The sequence below is a fragment of the Pseudomonas sp. MDT1-85 genome (genome assembly GCF_054898065.1).
The window spans coordinates 4,160,535-4,177,006 of record NZ_CM142715.1 but is presented as its reverse complement, the minus strand read 5'-3'; the positions used below and the strand labels follow the sequence as shown (position 1 = coordinate 4,177,006).

At 56.6% G+C, this 16,472-nt stretch carries 9 protein-coding genes and 11 pseudogenes; 12 read left to right on the top strand and 8 right to left on the bottom strand.

Annotated elements, in window-relative coordinates:
* Positions 1 to 68: 68 nt before the first annotated feature.
* Positions 69 to 2,552, top strand: a pseudogene (locus ACYZT2_RS18920) (Tn3 family transposase).
* A pseudogene (tnpC, locus tag ACYZT2_RS18915) lies at positions 2,549 to 2,907 on the top strand (Tn3 family transposase post-transcriptional regulator TnpC). Before ACYZT2_RS18920 ends, tnpC begins: the two co-directional pseudogenes overlap by 4 nt.
* Positions 2,908 to 3,776: 869 nt before the next feature.
* On the opposite strand, the pseudogene brnQ reads toward tnpC, so the two are convergent.
* From brnQ to ACYZT2_RS18900, 3 genes and pseudogenes are all read right to left on the bottom strand, one after another.
* Positions 3,777 to 5,091: pseudogene (gene brnQ, locus ACYZT2_RS18910) on the bottom strand (branched-chain amino acid transport system II carrier protein).
* A 925-nt stretch (positions 5,092 to 6,016) separates the two neighbouring features.
* Positions 6,017 to 6,497: pseudogene (locus tag ACYZT2_RS18905) on the bottom strand (IS630 family transposase); the annotation flags it as partial.
* The gene (locus tag ACYZT2_RS18900; RefSeq protein ID WP_461973316.1) at positions 6,449 to 6,694 is read right to left on the bottom strand and encodes a hypothetical protein; all 246 of its coding nucleotides are present in this window, start codon (positions 6,692 to 6,694) and stop codon (positions 6,449 to 6,451) included. The gene ACYZT2_RS18900 and the pseudogene ACYZT2_RS18905, both read right to left, overlap by 49 nt.
* A gap of 135 nt (positions 6,695 to 6,829) precedes the next feature.
* Here ACYZT2_RS18900 and ACYZT2_RS18895 point away from each other — a divergent pair, with 135 nt between their 5' ends.
* Positions 6,830 to 7,756: a LysR substrate-binding domain-containing protein gene (locus ACYZT2_RS18895; protein ID WP_461966362.1), complete on the top strand. Its 927-nt coding sequence runs from the start codon at positions 6,830 to 6,832 to the stop codon at positions 7,754 to 7,756.
* 25 nt (positions 7,757 to 7,781) lie between these two features.
* On the opposite strand, the pseudogene ACYZT2_RS18890 reads toward ACYZT2_RS18895, so the two are convergent.
* A pseudogene (locus tag ACYZT2_RS18890) lies at positions 7,782 to 8,065 on the bottom strand (IS630 family transposase); the annotation flags it as partial.
* Positions 8,066 to 8,267: 202 nt separating this feature from the next.
* Between ACYZT2_RS18890 and ACYZT2_RS18885 the strand changes: the two are divergent.
* The 6 genes and pseudogenes from ACYZT2_RS18885 to ACYZT2_RS18860 form a co-directional block, all read left to right on the top strand.
* Positions 8,268 to 8,807 carry a hypothetical protein gene (locus tag ACYZT2_RS18885; RefSeq protein ID WP_461966360.1) on the top strand — a complete coding sequence of 180 codons (540 nt, stop codon included), beginning with the start codon at positions 8,268 to 8,270 and terminating at the stop codon, positions 8,805 to 8,807.
* A gap of 672 nt (positions 8,808 to 9,479) precedes the next feature.
* Positions 9,480 to 10,046 (top strand): DUF2975 domain-containing protein, encoded by a 567-nt coding sequence (locus tag ACYZT2_RS18880; RefSeq protein ID WP_461966358.1) that lies wholly within the window; start codon positions 9,480 to 9,482, stop codon positions 10,044 to 10,046.
* A 7-nt stretch (positions 10,047 to 10,053) separates the two neighbouring features.
* On the top strand, positions 10,054 to 10,266 hold the full coding sequence (locus ACYZT2_RS18875) for a helix-turn-helix domain-containing protein (RefSeq protein WP_461966356.1): 213 nt from the start codon (positions 10,054 to 10,056) through the stop codon (positions 10,264 to 10,266).
* Positions 10,267 to 10,296: 30 nt separating this feature from the next.
* Complete coding sequence (locus tag ACYZT2_RS18870) at positions 10,297 to 10,548, top strand: helix-turn-helix domain-containing protein (RefSeq protein WP_461966354.1); 252 nt, start codon at positions 10,297 to 10,299, stop codon at positions 10,546 to 10,548.
* On the top strand, positions 10,541 to 11,275 hold the full coding sequence (locus ACYZT2_RS18865) for an IS30 family transposase (RefSeq protein ID WP_461966352.1): 735 nt from the start codon (positions 10,541 to 10,543) through the stop codon (positions 11,273 to 11,275). Before ACYZT2_RS18870 ends, ACYZT2_RS18865 begins: the two co-directional genes overlap by 8 nt.
* Before the next feature lie 252 nt (positions 11,276 to 11,527).
* Positions 11,528 to 12,129 (top strand): annotated as a pseudogene (locus ACYZT2_RS18860) (3-oxoacyl-ACP reductase); the annotation flags it as partial.
* A 94-nt stretch (positions 12,130 to 12,223) separates the two neighbouring features.
* Here ACYZT2_RS18860 and ACYZT2_RS18855 read toward each other — a convergent pair.
* Positions 12,224 to 12,415: pseudogene (locus ACYZT2_RS18855) on the bottom strand (IS66 family transposase); the annotation flags it as partial.
* Here ACYZT2_RS18855 and ACYZT2_RS18850 point away from each other — a divergent pair.
* Positions 12,414 to 12,662 (top strand): annotated as a pseudogene (locus ACYZT2_RS18850) (acetyl-CoA C-acetyltransferase); the annotation flags it as partial. The pseudogenes ACYZT2_RS18855 and ACYZT2_RS18850 overlap by 2 nt on opposite strands.
* Here the strand turns inward: ACYZT2_RS18850 and ACYZT2_RS18845 are convergent.
* Positions 12,649 to 13,677, bottom strand: a complete 1,029-nt coding sequence (locus ACYZT2_RS18845; protein ID WP_461966350.1) for a bile acid:sodium symporter family protein — start codon at positions 13,675 to 13,677, stop codon at positions 12,649 to 12,651. The pseudogene ACYZT2_RS18850 and the gene ACYZT2_RS18845 sit on opposite strands and share 14 nt — an antisense overlap.
* An 83-nt stretch (positions 13,678 to 13,760) precedes the next feature.
* On the opposite strand from ACYZT2_RS18845, the gene ACYZT2_RS18840 reads away from it, so the two are divergent.
* Positions 13,761 to 14,552 (top strand): AraC family transcriptional regulator, encoded by a 792-nt coding sequence (locus tag ACYZT2_RS18840; protein ID WP_461966348.1) that lies wholly within the window; start codon positions 13,761 to 13,763, stop codon positions 14,550 to 14,552.
* Positions 14,553 to 14,650: 98 nt separating this feature from the next.
* Here the strand turns inward: ACYZT2_RS18840 and ACYZT2_RS18835 are convergent.
* Together ACYZT2_RS18835 and ACYZT2_RS18830 are read right to left on the bottom strand one after the other, a co-directional pair.
* Positions 14,651 to 15,138: pseudogene (locus ACYZT2_RS18835) on the bottom strand (IS4 family transposase); the annotation flags it as partial.
* A 22-nt stretch (positions 15,139 to 15,160) separates the two neighbouring features.
* A pseudogene (locus tag ACYZT2_RS18830) lies at positions 15,161 to 16,080 on the bottom strand (arginase family protein).
* Between the two features lie 215 nt (positions 16,081 to 16,295).
* Between ACYZT2_RS18830 and ACYZT2_RS18825 the strand changes: the two are divergent.
* Positions 16,296 to 16,449, top strand: a pseudogene (locus ACYZT2_RS18825) (DUF1289 domain-containing protein).
* The last annotated feature ends 23 nt before the right edge of the window (positions 16,450 to 16,472 follow it).

The following is a 16,472-nucleotide window of genomic DNA, read 5'->3' as shown; positions in this document are numbered from 1 at the left end:
TGTTCTTTCCTCGTGCCGATTCAAACGTCTATGCTGAAGCTTTTGCTTTTTCTTGAGGGACGAACTCCATGGCCTCTCTGGAGCGGACAGCCTGTCCGAAGCTGCCAGCGAATCTGTCGTCGAAAGAACTTCATCAGAGCTACTCGCTCTCAGAATCGGAGCTCGAGTGGCTATCTAGAACGGCTAAAAGCCCCGCTCTTACCATTGGGTTAGCCGTTCTGCTTAAAGCATTCCAACAGATACATTACTTTCCCGCTCTGGAAGATATTCCAGCTGAAATCGTCAATCATGTCAGATTCTGCCTCAGTTACGGGGTTCGTATAATTCCCCGTTATGCGAACCAGCGAACCTTGTATCGTCATCAAACAGCTATCCGCCAATATCTACAGATCACCCCGTTTTATGGGAGCGATGCTCTGAAAATTACCGAGGAAACTGCCCACGAAGCGGTGATGGTGCTTGATCAGCGTGTTGACGTCATCAATGTTCTGATTGGCGAGCTGCTTGAGCGAGGCTACGAACTGCCGGCCTACTCGACGCTCAATGACGTGGCTGAAGACGCCCAGGTTGCTATTCAGGAAAAGATTTTCAATAGAGTCGTCGAGAATCTTGATCAACTTCGCCAAGCCTGCGCCGAAGTCCATGCCACGGGCGGCAGTAACTATCTCCTGCTACTCTGGATGCACTTCAAATTCATTGCTGTTCCGCTTGAGCCATCTGCTGCAACTGGAGCCAACAACCCAGGATCGCTCGCTGATCGAGGCTCTGCAGTTGGTCCAGGACAACGAGAACTTGCATAGGGAATGGATCGACGAGCATGCGGACTTGTCGTTCGCCTCGGATCGCTGGATCAAAGTCGTCCGTCGCGCGCCCAGCGAAGGGCCACCGACCAACCGGCGCCGTCTGGAAGTCTGCGTGTTTTCCCACCTGGCCAACGAACTTCGCTCTGGCGATATCTGTGTACTAGGCTCGGAATCGTTTGCGGACTACCGCAAACAGTTACTGCCTTGGGATGAGTGTCTGGTACGCTTGCCAGAGTACTGCGAAAAAGTTGGCCTGCCGAGTTTCGCCAAAGAGTTTGTCGCCAGCTTGAAGGAGCAACTTGAGAGCACCGCTCAGCAGTTAGACGACAAATTTCCCAGTTGCCACGGCGATGTTTCGATTAATGAGGCAGGGGAGCCGGTGTTGCGCCGAGTGGTCGCCCGTGATACCCCACCTTCAGCAATCTCACTACAAACGGCGATCACGCAGCGTATGCCTGCCAGGCATGTGCTCGACATCATGGCCAACATTGAGCATTGGATTCAGTTCACCCGCCATTTCGGGCCGATGTCCGGCAGCGATCCCAAGCTAAAGGAACCGGCCGAGCGCTACCTGATGACGATCTTTGCCATGTGCTGCAACCTAGGACCGAACCAGGCCGCTCGCCACCTGGCGGGTAACGTGACCCCACACATGCTGTCTTACACCAATCGTCGGCACCTACTACTCGAGAAGCTGCATAAGGCCAACCGCGAGCTGGTCGAGCTCTATCTCCAGCTCGATTTACCCAACTTGGGGGTGACGGCAAGGCGGTCGCAGCGGACGGAACTCAGTTCGATTTCTACGATGAAAACTTGCTCGCCGGCTACCATTTCCGTTATCGCAAGATTGGCGCAGTCGCCTACCGGCATGTGGCAAATAACTGCATCGCGGTCTTCCAGCACTTCATCCCGCCAGGCATTTGGGAGGCCATCTATGTCATCGAGGACCTGCTGAAAGCGGATCATAGTGTTGATGTCGATACGGTTTATTCAGACGCTCAAGGCCAGTCCGCAACAGTGTTTGCATTCACTCATTTGCTGGGTATCAATCTAATGCCTCGCATCCGCGACTGGCGCAACCTGGCCATGTACCGGCCCGATCGCTCGGCCAAGTACAAGCACATCAATAGTCTCTTCACTGATACCGTCAACTGGAGCCAGATAGAGACTCATTGGCAGGATCTGATGCAGGTGGCGCTGTCGATTCAGGCCGGCAAAATATCCTCACCAATGCTGCTGCGTAAACTTGGCTCTTATAGCCGGCGTAACAAGCTCTACCATGCAGCGCAGGAGCTGGGATGTGTGATTCGGACCATTTTCCTGCTCAAATGGATTGGCAACCGTGAGTTGCGCCAAGAAGTAACGGCCAATACCAACAAGATCGAGTCCTACAACGGCTTCTCGAAGTAGCTATCCTTCGGCGGCGATGTCATCGCTGAGAACGATCCAGATGAGCAACAGAAGCGCTTGCGCTACAACGATATGATCGCCTCCTCAGTGATCTTGCAGAACACCGTCGACATGATGCGCATCCTGAAGCAACTCGCCCGCGATTGCTGGCAGTTTACCGATGAAGACGTATCGTTTCTCAGCCCCTACCTGAACAGCAATGTCAAACGCTTTGGCGAATTCAATCTCAGCCTCAAGCGTCCACCGGAACCCTGGATCAAGGATTCCATTTTCCAGCCGGCCGCGGGGTCAATTCGTGGACAACAGGCGCCCAGTAGCAAAGGTGAGGAGACGCACTGATGCACATTCCACCGGCTTTGTTTCGAGTGACGCCCTACGGCGAAGTGGATGCCGCAGCACTGGACAGGCTGCGAGATAGCTTTGACACCCCCCAGATTCTGCGGTTGGTGGACCGACTGGATACCTGTCTGGCTGAGCTGGGTGGAGTTGTAGCTGTCCGTGATGAGTTGCTGAAGCTCCACGCGATGGCCCTAACCCTTGTAGAGGGCGCTCCACTGACGGTGCCTACTGCAATGCCTGCATCTGGTCGGAGGCCGAGTCGCTACAACAGGATCTTGAGGCCCTCGCTGGGTGGGTGCGTTCTGCCCAAGCTGGGATATCCCTCTGTCGTGAGGGGCATTTGTACCTTTCCTAGGGTCTGTTGACGCTTCGCGCTAACCTATTGATAAAAAATAGAAAACTCGTATTGTTGTGGTTCCTGCACCGAAACAAAACTAGTTGCAATGCCCGATTGCTGCTCAGTGACGAGTTCTGGTCTAAGCTGGAAAGTTCGTCCACGCCACAGACCCCGCCGATGCCTGTGCACTGCCAGCCGTCGCCCGCGGATTCTGTCCGGAACTTGGGGCCACAGTTCTCCCTCGGAGAATTTCTGCTTCGACATTCGACGAGACTCTGACGCCTACTGGCGGCATAACCTGTTCGGCGCTTGGTGACGGGGTTATTCGTCACTTACTACGGCCTCACTTCTGCTCGCTTATCCCGCCGTCTCACGACGCTCGGTAGCACAGTGGCAAACGTGCAGATCTCCCAGGGTAATTCACGCGACCTTCCTGCTTATGCCTGTCGGATCTACGTCACAGCGTTCCGTGCAAGTATTGGGCTTCGAGGAAGTTTGCCCTCTAACCCCTCTGTGCCGCCTAATCCGCTTCCTGTCCGTCAGGCCAGCATTTTGTCTCGGGTTTCCTTCAGATTCGCGGTCACCCGCGACACTCTTGCCTCTGGCTAACACTTCCCCTTGCCGGGTGTGTAGAGGACTTTCACCTCCAAGTCACCAGCGTGGACATACAGCCAAGCTGGTTGCGCTACGCGCAACGCGCCAGCCTGGCGCACAAACAAAACACCCTGCGAAAGCGTAGCCCTCGCAGGGTGCGGGGGGACCATCTCATTAATGCTTCAGGCCGTCGAGACCCAGCGTAGGTGAAGATGTCTAAAACCCGGTTACCGGTGAATCGCAAGGCTGCTTCGCTTAAGCGAACGGCATCAAGCATGACAGGCTTTTAAGGCTTAAGCCAAGGCTTCGCTGCGCTTGCCCAACAGACGATCACAGATCACCGCAGCCACCAGGGTGATCATCGAAGGCACCAACCACGCCAGACCTTGTTCGGCCAGCGGCAAGTGCGCCAACTGAGTCGGCATCCAGCCCGCCAGACCCGCGCCTTTCAAGGCGTCGATCATGCCGAACAGGAACGACACCAGCATCACCCGGGCCAACGATGCGACCCTGCTCCAGCCAGAAGTCCTTGCAGAAGCTCAGCGCCACCAGAACGATGCACGGCGGGTAGATCGCGGTCAGCACCGGGATCGAGAACGCGATCAGCTTGGTCAGGCCCAGGTTGGACACCAGCAGCGAGAACGCCGCCAGGATGATCACCAGCGTCTTGTAGGACAGTGGCAGCACGCGGCTGAAGTACTCGGCGCAAGCGCAGGTCAGACCGACCGCCGTCACCAGGCAGGCCAGGGAGATCAGGACCGCCAGGAAACCGCTGCCCAGGGAGCCGAAGGTGTGTTGCACATAAGCGTGCAATACCGCCGCGCCATTGGTAACACCGACGGCCACCTCGTGGCTGCCCGAGCCCAGACGGAACAGACTGACATAGACCAGCGCCAGACCAACACCGGCAATCAGCCCGGCAATGATCGCGTAACGAGTGATCAAGGCAGGAGACTCAACGCCACGAGAACGAATGGCGTTGACGATAACGATGCCGAACACCAGTGCGCCAAGGGTATCCATGGTCAGGTAACCATTGATGAAACCATGGGAGAACGGTGCCGCGACGTACTCAGGCGTGGCGGTGCCGATGTCGCCCGCCGGCAAGGCGAACGCGGCGATGCCGAGTACGGCCAGTGCAATAATCTTCAGTGGCGCGAGGAAACGGCCAACGGTGTCCAGCAGACGGCCTGGATACAGCGAGATAAAGAACACCAGTAGGAAGTACGCCGAGCTGTAGAGCAGCAGCGCCAGCGGGCTTTCGCCGGTCAACGGCGCCAGGCCCACTTCGAAGGACACGGTCGCGGTGCGCGGGGTGGCAAACAGTGGACCCACAGCGAGGTAGCACGCGGCCGCCAGCACGCCACCGGCAATTTTACCGATCGGGCTGCTCAAGGCGTCCATGGCGCCACCGACCTTGGCCAGCGCGACAACGGTGATCACCGGTAGACCGACCGCGGTGATTAGAAAGCCCAACGCCGCCATCCAGACATTAGGCCCAGACTGCAAACCGACGATAGGTGGGAAGATGATGTTGCCAGCCCCGACGAACAGGGCAAACGTCATAAAACCAAGTGCCAGGATATCCTGGCTTTTCAAGACTTTCATATAAGGAAATACCACGCTACTGAATCGAGATTTAGGGAAGGTCTGAAGTACCAGCGTCTTTTTGAACCTCACGCAGAGCGGACATGCTGGCTACTTCAGTCCTTTCTTAAGCAACTCAAGGCTTCATCACATTGCCTGAGTAAAGCAATTGGTAGTGCTGCTGACCTCCTCCACGCATAGGTTGAAAACCGCTCTCCAGAACACGGAGGTGAAGTTGGCCAAAACGAGCACGAAGAAAACATAGGTTGCAACCTTTCGAGCCATTCACCCGCGGTGGCAGTGATACCATTCAGTTGATCGATGTAACTGATCATCATCAAGCAGTACACTAGCGCGGCTGTTAAACCCAGGTACGCTAGGAAGTACATGTGTAGCCCAAAAATGGTTGTGCCGGTAGAGCATGCACAAAAAATTTGATGAGCCCACCAAACTCCCAACTAGCGCCCCCAGTCCTGCAATCACATAGTTTATTCGCGATGGTTGGCTTGCGTTCAAATTAAGCAGAATTTCACCTCCGGTGGAAGCTCTATCGGAAGCTTTGTTGTTTCGGACGCCGCCACACTAAATCAAAAAACTTGCAACTCCAAAGGCTTAAGAATAAAGAAGCTGTAACTTTTTTCGGTCAGCGGCAACACAATGAACAAGTACTCAAGGACGTTTGTGCTGTCGATAAGAGCGGTTGCCAAACAGCTGTGCTCGATATCTACAATGCTATACTGATTTCAGCGTTGGGATTACGACGTTGAATTGCTGCAGGACCTCAAGCGGGTACGACAACGCCATGAACCAACCCCGAATCCGCATCCACGCCAATATGGGACTTCATTGCGAAATAGTACTGATTGCCTTTCTTGGTCTGATGCATAAATCACTTATTTGCATGTTGAATTTTCCTGAGGGGCTGTTGATATTAGTGGTCTGGCGGTTAATCCATTAGCTTATTTTTGGTCACACTCAGTTTTGCTTTATGCACTGAACTGATTATGGCCTCAGCCGTTTTATTCCACTTGAACGGTTTGGCCGAGTGCTCGTTATGAGCTTCGATGAATTGGCGGATAACCGTTTTCAAATCGGCCACGCTGGTGAAGGTACCCCGGTACAGTGCTCGTCTTTCCAAATGCGCGAACCCGCCCTCCACGGCGTTCAGCCAGGACGCGCTGGTCGGCGTGAAGTGCAATTTGAAGCGAGGATGTTTTTCCAGCGACTGCTTGATGGCGGCAGTTTTGTGGGTTGAGCTGTTATCCAGGATCACATGTAAATCCAATCCGGCTGGCGTGCTGCGATTGATCTGTTGTAGAAAAGCCAGAAACTCTCGGGCGCCGATGGCGCTGGGTAATCCGTCCAATCACCTGACCGGTCATAATGTCAAAAGCTGCGTACAGGTTCGCTGTTCCATGGCGATGGTGACGGGTATCGGGGTAATGCACAAGTTGGACAGCAACTCGGTCAGGGCGGGAATCAGGAGCAGCGCGAAGATGACCGAATCCACGCCATCAAGTACCCATCCCAAGTAGACCGTCCAAAAGCTGCGGATCTGCTCGCGGGTCAGCTGCGATTTGACGGGTTTCACACTGGCTGGTGATGCTATTAATGCTCTGAACATTAAGATATCCCGTGGTCCTGCTCGGGCCTAGATAATGAATTTAGTCTAGGGGCTGCTCCTCGTAAACCACAAATATGAAATTGCTTTGGTCCCATCGGATTTTTATATAGAGTTAGACTCTTTGGACGCCCTCCCATGGACCTGCGCCAGTTGCGGTATTTCATCAAAGTGGTTGAGTGCGGAAATATCACCCGCGCCAGTGAACGGCTGCACATCGCACAACCTGCGATCAGTCAGCAGATGCGCAATTTGGAACGGGATATGGACATGCAATTGCTTGAGCGCAGTGTGCAGGGCGTGGTACCCACCGCAGCAGGCCAGACGCTGTACCGGCATGCCATCGAGCTGCTGCGCCAGGCCGACGGCACCCGGGAACTGCTACGTCAGGACGCCGAATTCCCGCAGGGAAAGGTATCGGTCGGCATGCCGTCGAGTACGGCTCGTATGTTGGCGGTTCCGCTCGCTCGCACGATCCGCAGTCGTTATCCGGGTATCAAGCTGGAGTTGATCGATGCACCGAGTGCCGATCTCGGCCAGCTGATCACGGTGGGGCGGGTTGCGCTCGCGGTGAATGTCGATGCAGTCGGAACCCGTGGCGTGGCCTCGCAGCGGTTGCTCACCGAAACGCTGTACCTGATTGCGTGGCCGGAATTCTCGTTACCCGATGAGCCCGTGACGATCGACGCCTTGGCGAAGATGCCGCTGGTGTTGCTCTGTGCACCGAACACGATTCGCAGTCGAGTCGAGTCGGCACTGCAGGAGGCCGGTCTGCACTGTGAGGTTGAGTTCGAAGCCAACTCCACGGACGTGTTGTTCGCAGCCGTTCTGGCAAAGCTGGGTGTCACGATCTTGTCTTGGGCAGCTGCCCATGCCGAACTTGATCAGCATAAGCTCAAGCTGGCCAGGATCGATCATCGGCTGTTCACGCGTGATCTATCTCTATGCTGGCCTGATACGGCCGTGCAGAGCAACGCAGTGCAAAAGGTCAAGGCGACCATTTTTGAACTGTTCGAGGCGTTTGGACGGCACCCGGGGTGGACAGGCAATGACGACATGTTATGAACTAGCGGCCTGAGCGGTTAATCAATTATCTTATTTTGGTCACACTCAGTTTTGCTTTATGCACTGAACTGATGATGGCCTCAGCCGTTTTATTCCACTTGAACGGTTTGGCCGAGTGCTCGTTATGGGCTTCGATGAATTGGCGGATAACCGTTTTCAAGTCGGCCACGCTGGTGAAGGTGCCGTGCCCCGGTACAGCGCTCGTCTTTCCAATTGCGCGAACCAGCCCTCCACGGCGTTCAGCCAGGACGCGCTGGCCGGCGTGAAGTGCAATTTGAAGCGAGGATGCTTTTCCAGCCATTGCTTGATGTACGTTGACGCGCAATGGCTATCGCATGAAGGACCTGGTGGAACAGTTCAACGCCAAAACACATGAGTTCAAAGCACTGTTCAACAACACGTTGGACCCCGATACGGGCGGGCGAGCTGCGCGACAAGATGCTCGCGGCCGGCATTCCTCTGTGAACCTAAAACCGCCCCGGTCATTTGCAGATAACGTGAGCCCGTCGCAATGAAATGCGAGCCCGCGCCGTCGAATGCAAGCTCAGGTGCAATTAATGTGAGCCGGGAGCTTTGTCTGGTTGCAGTTAATGTGAGCGAAATGCCGTTGAATGCGAGCCCGCGTGTTTTCAAACGCGAGCCGCTACACCTACTATCCGGTAGACGGCCTATTCCGCTGCGCCGTTATCGGGCATTCAAACGAACCAAGACGGATGAACGCGCAGACCGCATCCGCTTGCTGGCTGACCAGCTTGGGCTACCGATTGCGGCGCTATCAGGTACCGACGTGCGCTTGACGGATGCTCCCACATCAGTAGTGAGCGTTCCACGTCAGCCGTTCGACCCACACGCACACAAATACCACTATCCGACGGTGATCGCGGCCAAGTTGGCCATCGCCGAAGAATTGGCTAAACCGCTGGCCAAGCTTGCGATTGAAGACAAAATATTCATCGACCAGGTGCTGGCCGAAACGCTGACACGCCGTGTTGTTCTGGCCTGCGTGCGCGAATATTCCCGACATAAGAAGGGGGCTCAACATGCGCGCTGAAGTGATGCAGCATTTCGGGTTGACGGTGCCGTTCAAACAGTCCGGTTACTATGAAACTGAACACCACAAAGATCTGATAAAGGACGTTCGCGGAGCCGTACTGGAAGGTCGCTTGGTCGCGATATGTGGGGTGATCGGCAGTGGTAAACCGTACTGTTACGTCGGTTGGCTATCGCATGAAAGACCTCGTGGAACAGTTCAACGCCAAAGCGCACGAGTTCAAGGCGCTGTTCAACAACACGCTGGACCCCGAACGGGCGAGCGAGCTGTGCGATAAGATGCTCGCGGCCGGCATTCCTTTGTGAACCTAAAACCGACCCGGTCATTTGCAGATAGCGTGAGTCCGTCGCGATGAAATGCAAGCCGACGCCGTGGAATGCAAGCTCAGTTGCAATTAATGTGAGCCCGTGGCCTTGGTTGGTTGCAGATAATGTGAGCCAGAAATGCCGTTAAATGCGAGCCGGGCTGATTTCAAACGCGAGCCGCCACAGTTAGGCGGCACTATGATCTTCCGGATCAACGCCGGGAACGAAGGCAGTAAGCACGATCGGTAGTTGCCAATTATCTATTGACCTAACGCAATTCGAAAAATTTATGCTATTCGATAATTAATTATTGTTTGTAGATAAATTTGTTGTTAGGCTTTGCTCACATTATTCTTAAGGGCTTCACATGACTTCCAATAATCTTGCTCAATTCAGCCAGCGTATGGCGGCTGTCACCCTATTGTTTATCGTCAGCATGTTGCTACTCAACGCTATGGTGTGGCTTTTTCCCAGCCTAGGCACGACGTATGGCCTGGGGTTTGCGCTCACTGAGCACTTGTTCATTGATCGCCTGCTCTCAGCCGCCGATCAAGCGGTGTTGATCCCGTGGTGGCAGACGCTGGGGGGGATCGTGCTGTCGAGCGTGCCGTTGTTGGCGCTGGTACTTGGTTTGAACCATCTGCGCCGGTTGTTTCAGTGCTATGCCCGTGGCGAGTATTTTTCCACTGGGGCGGCGTTGCGCTTGGGCAAGATGGGACGGGCGGTAGCGATCTGGGTTCTTCTGGATTTTCTGTGTGAGCCAGTGCTCAGCATGTGGGTGACGATGAATGCCCCGGTCGGCGAGCGTATGATCACCTTAAGCCTCACTGCGCCAAGTTTCGTTGCGCTATTCCTAGCTGCCTGTATCTCGGTCATCGCGCGCATCTTGCGGCAGGCCAGTGAACTGGATTCAGAAAGCCGTTCTTTTATTTGAGATCAGCATGTCAATAGTCATTCAACTGGACGTGATGCTTGCATTACGCAAAGTCAAATCCAAAGAACTCGCCGCTGCCATCGGAATTACCGAAGCCAACCTTTCATTATTGAAGCAAGGGAAGATTAAGGGCATTCGTTTAGGGACCCTGGACGCGATCTGCACTCACCTGAATTGTCAGCCTGGCGACCTGTTGGTCCATGTGCGTGAGATCGTGTAAAACCTGGTGGCAATAAAACGCGGGCCAAAGATGAGCTGGAGCAAGGCCCAGGCTTGCACCTCACCCTCCGGTAAGGTGTCGCCATGTCCCATACAGAACTCAGCATTGAAGTGCACGCCACGATCCAGGTCCGGGCAATATCAGGGCCTTAGTCAGCGCGAGATAGCTCGAATGCTTGGCCGAAGCCCCTCGACTATCAGCCGCGAGCTCCGTCGCAATCGGTCCCTCAATGGGGGTTATGTTGCTCACGTGCCGTCCGACCGGAAAATTGGTCATGGGTAATGAGCGTTTCGAACTGGTGCTCCATTTGCTTCGAGAACGCTTTTCTCCAGAGCAAATCGCGGGCAAGCTGCGCGTCATGAAGATCATTTTGAAGAAGCCTACGTTTGCCGGGAAACCATCTATAAAGCGATCTATACGATGCCCGTGGGGGAGTTGCGCAAGGAGCTGGTGCGGTGGCCTGCGACAAGGCAAGAGCACACGTAGACCGCGCGCTGGGGGCGTTGATCGCCGCGGCCAGATTCCGGATATGGTCAGTATTCACCTGCGCCCGCCGGAGGTTGAAGACCGTTTGATGCCGGGGCACTGGGAGGGCGACTTGATCAAGGGGAAGAACAACGCCTCGGCGGTCGGGACACTCGTTGAGCGCTCCAGCGGCTATTTGATGCTGGTGAAAATGAATGACGCTACGGCGACATCGGCGGTCGAAGGGTTCAGCGCGGCGCTCAATGGCATGCCGCTGGCCGCTCGTAAAAGCATGACGTATGACCAGGGCAAGGAAATGGCCAGGCATGCCGAGGCGGTCGAAGGGTTCAGCGCGGCGCTCAATGGCATGCCGCTGGCCGCTCGTAAAAGCATAACGTATGACCAGGGCAAGGAAATGGCCAGGCATGCCGAACTCACCCAGAAGACGGGTATTGCTGTTTACTTTGCTGACCCGCACAGCCCATGGCAGCGTGGAACCAACGAGCACACCAACGGCCTTGTTCGCGAGTTTTTGCCCAAGTGAACCGACCTGTCCAAGTACACCCAAGAGGAGTTGGACAAGTTTGCGTATTTGCTGAACATTCGACCGCGCAAGCGATTTAACTGGCTGTGTCCGATCGAGGTATTCACTCAGCTGATGGGCTTGCAACATGAGGCTCCTGCTTCAATTCAATAGCCGTGTTGCACTCAGCTCATGCAACCGCCCTCGCGGATCGAACGACTGATCGCTATTCGCGGTCCACACTTTGAACCCCCAGCTGCCGGAGAGTGTTCCATGTCAGATCGCTCTATCGATTTCGCCAATTCGGCCTTCGCGTGGTTGGAGCCCTTGGCCTGCCGTCGCCGGTTCGTCTGGAGCGCTGCGTGGCCGGTCACCTGCGTCTTGTCGAGGGTGCGCTACTGATCGGTGGCGGTCCGTTGTCGCAGAACCTCAGCTTATTGTCAACAAACTCACCGAGCAGATTTACAGCTATGGGCCCGAACCGTTGGTGGCCCAGGCGTGGATTCCGGGCCACGGTCCCAAGCTCAAAGCCGTGGTGTTCGATGTCAGCGATCTGGTCCGACCGAGCACTCAAGCAACTGCGCGAGTTCTTTCAGCCGCTGATGAAAAACCTCGACCACAGTGCCCACCTGGTGATTTTCGGGCGTGCACCGCAGACCTTGAGCGAGCCCTTCACCGCCAGTGCCCAACGTGCGCTGGAAGGCTTCAGTCGTTCACTGGCCAAGGAGCTGCGCAGCGGCGGCACCTTACAGTTGCTGTATGTCGGGGCTGGGGCTGAAGGCCAACTCGAAGGCGCGCTGCGGTTTTTCCTCTCGCCAGAAAGTGCTTATGTCTCGGGGCAGGTTGTGCGATTGAACGCTTGCGACACTCAAGTCCAGCACACGCCAACCCATTGCGCCAAGCGGCAAGGTCGAGCGCGCGATGGCCAACCGGCTCGATCAAAAATCGATTCCTGACAGTAGAGCGGTAAATGGTCGGCGGAAACTGTGGCGGCAAGGCGGTGCGTTTAAGTTTTTGCCGAGCCTCGGTCGAAACTGGAGCGGGTTGCAGCGCCTCGAGTTCGGCTTCGATGGCCGCGATGTCGGTGTCGATAAAGTCATCGAGCAAGCTGCTCTAAGCCGGGCTTAGTTGCTCGCTACGCTTGGCAAACTTGAAGCGCTTGAAGGCCTGGGAAGATCCGGACTACTGCAAAACCCGGCTCGGCCTCGACGCGCCGCTGGGTTCGCTCGACCGCAGTCGGCTCAACGTCAAAGGCAGTTCACTGGCGGCCGGGCATCCGTTTGCCGCGACCGGTGGGCGAGTCGTCGCCAACCTCGCCAAGCTGCTGGATGCAGCCGAGAAGGGGCGTGGGTTGATCTCGATCTGCGCCGCTGGCGGTCAGGGTGTGAAGGCAATTATTGAGCGCTGAGGGCGGCAGTGTTTTGCTGCTCGGCGAGTACCCGATTGCGGTTGGCATAACTCTCGGCCATCACCGAACAGACGATCAGCTGCAACGGGTGATAGATCATGATCGGCAACAGGATCAACCCAAGCCCCGGGTTGGCACCGAAGATCAGCGCAGCCATCGGGGCGCCGGCCGCCAGGGACTTTTTGCTGGCGCAGAACACCGCGGCGATCTCATCGGCCGAGCTGAACTTCAGGGCACGGGCGGTGCGGGTGGTCATCCACAGAATGATCGCCAGCAGCACCGCACTGCCAACCAGTGCGCTGACAATCACCGTATAGCCCTGTTGCTGCCAAATCCCGGAAACCATCGAGTTGCAGAATGCGGCGTAGACCAGCAGCAGGATGATCAGCTTGTCGACAATGTTGGTGTAGCGCTTGTGTCGACCGAAAAACTTGCCGAACACCGGCCGCAGCAATTGACCGAGCACCAGCGGCAGCAACAACATAGCGCAGAGATCGAGCAGGGTGGAGCCCAGGTCGATGCCGCCAGCACCGCTGCCTACCACCAAACTCACCAGCAATGGCGTGAGGAAAATCCCCAGCACGCTGGACAGACTGGCATTGAGAATCGCCGCCGGTACGTTGCCACCGGCGCTGCCGGTCAAGGCCACGGAAGAGGAAATGGTCGAGGGCAGGGCGCACAGGTAGAAGAACCCGAGCATCAGCAGCGATGGAACATGTGAGCCCAGCAGCTTGTCGTTTACCAGCCAGATCAGCGGGAACACCAGGAAGGTGAAGCCCTGGACCATGAGGTGCAAGCGCCAGTTTTTCAACCCGTGGCTGATCTGCTCGCTCGACAGATTGACCCCGTGCAAGAAAAACACCAGAAACACGCCAATATTGATCACCCACTCGGCGTGCATCGCGCCGCCCGTGGCGCCAAATGTCGGGAAGACGTAGGACAGTAGCGTGGCGATCAGCATCCCGCACAGGAACCAGTCGGTGACGATGCGTTTGAGGTGTTTGAAGGCATGCATAACGGGCACCGAAGGCCTTGTAAGAATGGATGACCTAGCCTAAGGTCATGACTTCCGCCCGTCTTGCGACATAAGGCCAATCAATGCCGACTAACGGACAACTTTCCCTTGAGCGGACAATCCCGACCCTGACAGCGTTGCCGCGTTCGCTGTATGCCCGTGTGGAAAGTCTCGGCGTCGGTTCGTGGACGTCACCTCATCGCCACGATTGGGCGCAATTTTCCTACGCCATCAGCGGAATCCTCGGCGTGCACACCGCCGAGGGCAGTTTCTTTGCGCCGCCGCAGTGGGGTATCTGGATTCCGGCTGATCTGGAGCACCACGTGGTGACTTCGATGCGCGTAGAGATGCGCAGCCTGTATGTGCGGCGCGAGGAGTGCGCCTGGGCGGACCAGCATTGTCGGGTGCTGGAAGTTACGCCTCTGGCTCGGGAGCTGATCAAGAGCTTCTGCCTGCTACCAGTGGATTATCCACAGGGCGACAGCCGCGAAGCGCGCTTGGTCGGGGTGCTGCTGGATCAGTTGGCGAGCCTACCGGAAGTCGGGTTTTCTCTACCGTTGCCACGTCACCCGCGTTTGCTTGGGTTGTGCAACGAGCTGATCGAAAGCCCGGAGCTGAACGTGACATTGCATGAATGGGCCGAGCGATTGGGCACTTCAGAGAAAACCCTGATGCGCTTGTTCCAGCGTGAAACCGGGTTGAGTTTTCGCAGCTGGCGCCAGCGCATGCGGTTGCTGCTGTCGTTGAGTTTGCTGGAGGACGGCAACAGCGTGACCACGGCTGCGCTGTCCAGCGGTTATGACTCGACCTCGGCGTTTATTGCCGCGTTCAAGGGATTGTTCGGGTTTACCCCAGGCGAGCTCTTTAGACACTGATCGTTCCCACGCGCAGCAAAGGAATGCCTCAATGGACGCTCCGCGTCCGCTTCGGGAGGGACGCGGAGCGTCCGGGGATGCATTCCCACGCGGAGCACTCATCGTTCTACATAACTCTCGATGAGCGCACGCTGGGCTTCTAATGCGATAACAAACTCACGTATTCGTTGCATCCCTATCCACATGGCCTTAGGGCCGGGAGGTCCGTCATTTTTGCGCCCTAAGTAGCCTCCCAAGCTAACAACCGTTCCTCGGTTTCCAGCTGCAATCGACTGACCTGACAGCCATTCTTCAGCACATTGAAAAACACTTCGATAGACCAGCGTACCCCGTACCACTCAACCACGGTGCTCGCCTGTTCCAGGCGGGTGACCAGCAGACTGGTCAACAGCATCCACTCCAGAGGCTCAACGCCGTCTATGGCGTTTTCTTCACGGGCCAAAACAGCATTGATCGAGACACTGGGCAATTTATAACCCGACCTGTCAGGGGCGCGCAGGGTCACGGTTGCTGCGCGCAATGTGACATCAGCCAGCCGGGCGGGGCGTTGGACGCGCGCTTTGACTTCAACCTTGAGTGTTCCCAAAGCAGCACAATCACGGTGTAGGTCATGGAAACAGCTCCTCGAACAAATCAATCAGCGTCTGGTTGGTCGCCGAATTGCGCAGCAGATCGGCTCGCTCCAGCGTTCAGCCGGGGGCTGATCAGACTTGGCTTCCCAGCGTTTGAGGGCGTTGCTGAAGGCCGGGCGGGCGTACTCGCCGCAGATGTCGATGCCGATGATTCGCTTGCTGGCCGCCAAGGCTCGTATGGCTTGCAGCAAATGGCTCAGGCGCATGCCGCCCTGGTCCCAATTGGTCGCCGCGTCTTCGCTGGCCAACACGTCCTTGTCTACGGTGATCCACACCGCGCGGGTGGGCAGGCTGGCGATCATCTGTTCGAGAAATACTGGCCAGTCGAGCTCCGCCAGATTGCGCCAGTGCAGCAGGTTTTCCTGCTGTTGATGGCCGGCGCCGTCACCGACCCGTCCCCACACTTTCGAAGGGGCGTGCTGCCACGGAAACAGCTGCAACACGCCGCGTTTGAGCGCTTTTACATTGCCGCCCTTGAGCTGCGGATTTTGCAGGTCATCGCTGCACGGACCGAGGGTGACGATGCGCTGGATGTTCGGCAGTTTCAGCGCCTGATTGACCCACGAACCGCAATGCCTGCGCGGCGCGAAGCGGACCCAGTCGGGGTGGTTGTCGAAGTGGATCAGGCTCACCGGTTCCGGCAAATCAGTCAGGAAGGCCGGGGTCAGGTGGTGGTAATCACCGGAACCGATGAAGAAGATTTCCGGTTGCGGGCCGTTGTGCCGGGGCCGTTGCTGCAAGCGTTCGGCGAAGCGGCGCCAGGTCCGTTCGCTGGACCACAGCCGCAGTTTCGGGCCGAGGTCGAGCAAGTCGAGGCGTTTGGCACGGCCGCTGTCGAGCAGCCACTTGATGGGCGCCTGGGCAGTCAGGCTGTGGTCGAGATCTAAAATGTTCAAGGTCGCAATTCACCCTTGGCAGACCCTCCCAGACACCGGCTTCATCAATCATGAAGGCCGGCCGAGAGGCTTTTGGGGTGCGTGCAAGGGACGGGCCAGCTTAATGGCTACCAGAAGGAGGTTGAGCTCATCGTCCCTGCGCCTTGGCGTTCTCAAGCCTGCCGTTGCTCAACGCGCAGCCCGAGCAGTGTCGCCAACCCCAGTGAGGTGGCCAGTTGAGCGGCGATCTGTGCCTGAGTTGTGGTCGAAGCAAGGACGACATCCGCCAATGGAAAATGGAAACGCATGAAGCGCCCGGAAAAAAGGGTGGCGCGGAGGGCGAGTCAGCGGTTGAAGAGTTTGCGCAAGAAGGGCGGTGCAGGGGCCTGATCCCGATAATCGCCCTCTGCCCG

Excerpts from the sequence above, each read along its gene's own strand:
- ACYZT2_RS18900 (WP_461973316.1), bottom strand. The coding sequence starts at position 6,694 with ATGTTCAGAGCATTAATAGCATCACCAGCCAGTGTGAAACCCGTCAAA.
- ACYZT2_RS18845 (WP_461966350.1), bottom strand. The coding sequence starts at position 13,677 with ATGCATGCCTTCAAACACCTCAAACGCATCGTCACCGACTGGTTCCTG.
- ACYZT2_RS18865 (WP_461966352.1), top strand. The coding sequence starts at position 10,541 with ATGGGTAATGAGCGTTTCGAACTGGTGCTCCATTTGCTTCGAGAACGC.
- ACYZT2_RS18885 (WP_461966360.1), top strand. The coding sequence starts at position 8,268 with ATGAAATGCGAGCCCGCGCCGTCGAATGCAAGCTCAGGTGCAATTAAT.
- ACYZT2_RS18870 (WP_461966354.1), top strand. The coding sequence starts at position 10,297 with ATGAGCTGGAGCAAGGCCCAGGCTTGCACCTCACCCTCCGGTAAGGTG.
- ACYZT2_RS18840 (WP_461966348.1), top strand. The coding sequence starts at position 13,761 with ATGCCGACTAACGGACAACTTTCCCTTGAGCGGACAATCCCGACCCTG.
- ACYZT2_RS18880 (WP_461966358.1), top strand. The coding sequence starts at position 9,480 with ATGACTTCCAATAATCTTGCTCAATTCAGCCAGCGTATGGCGGCTGTC.
- ACYZT2_RS18875 (WP_461966356.1), top strand. The coding sequence starts at position 10,054 with ATGTCAATAGTCATTCAACTGGACGTGATGCTTGCATTACGCAAAGTC.
- ACYZT2_RS18895 (WP_461966362.1), top strand. The coding sequence starts at position 6,830 with ATGGACCTGCGCCAGTTGCGGTATTTCATCAAAGTGGTTGAGTGCGGA.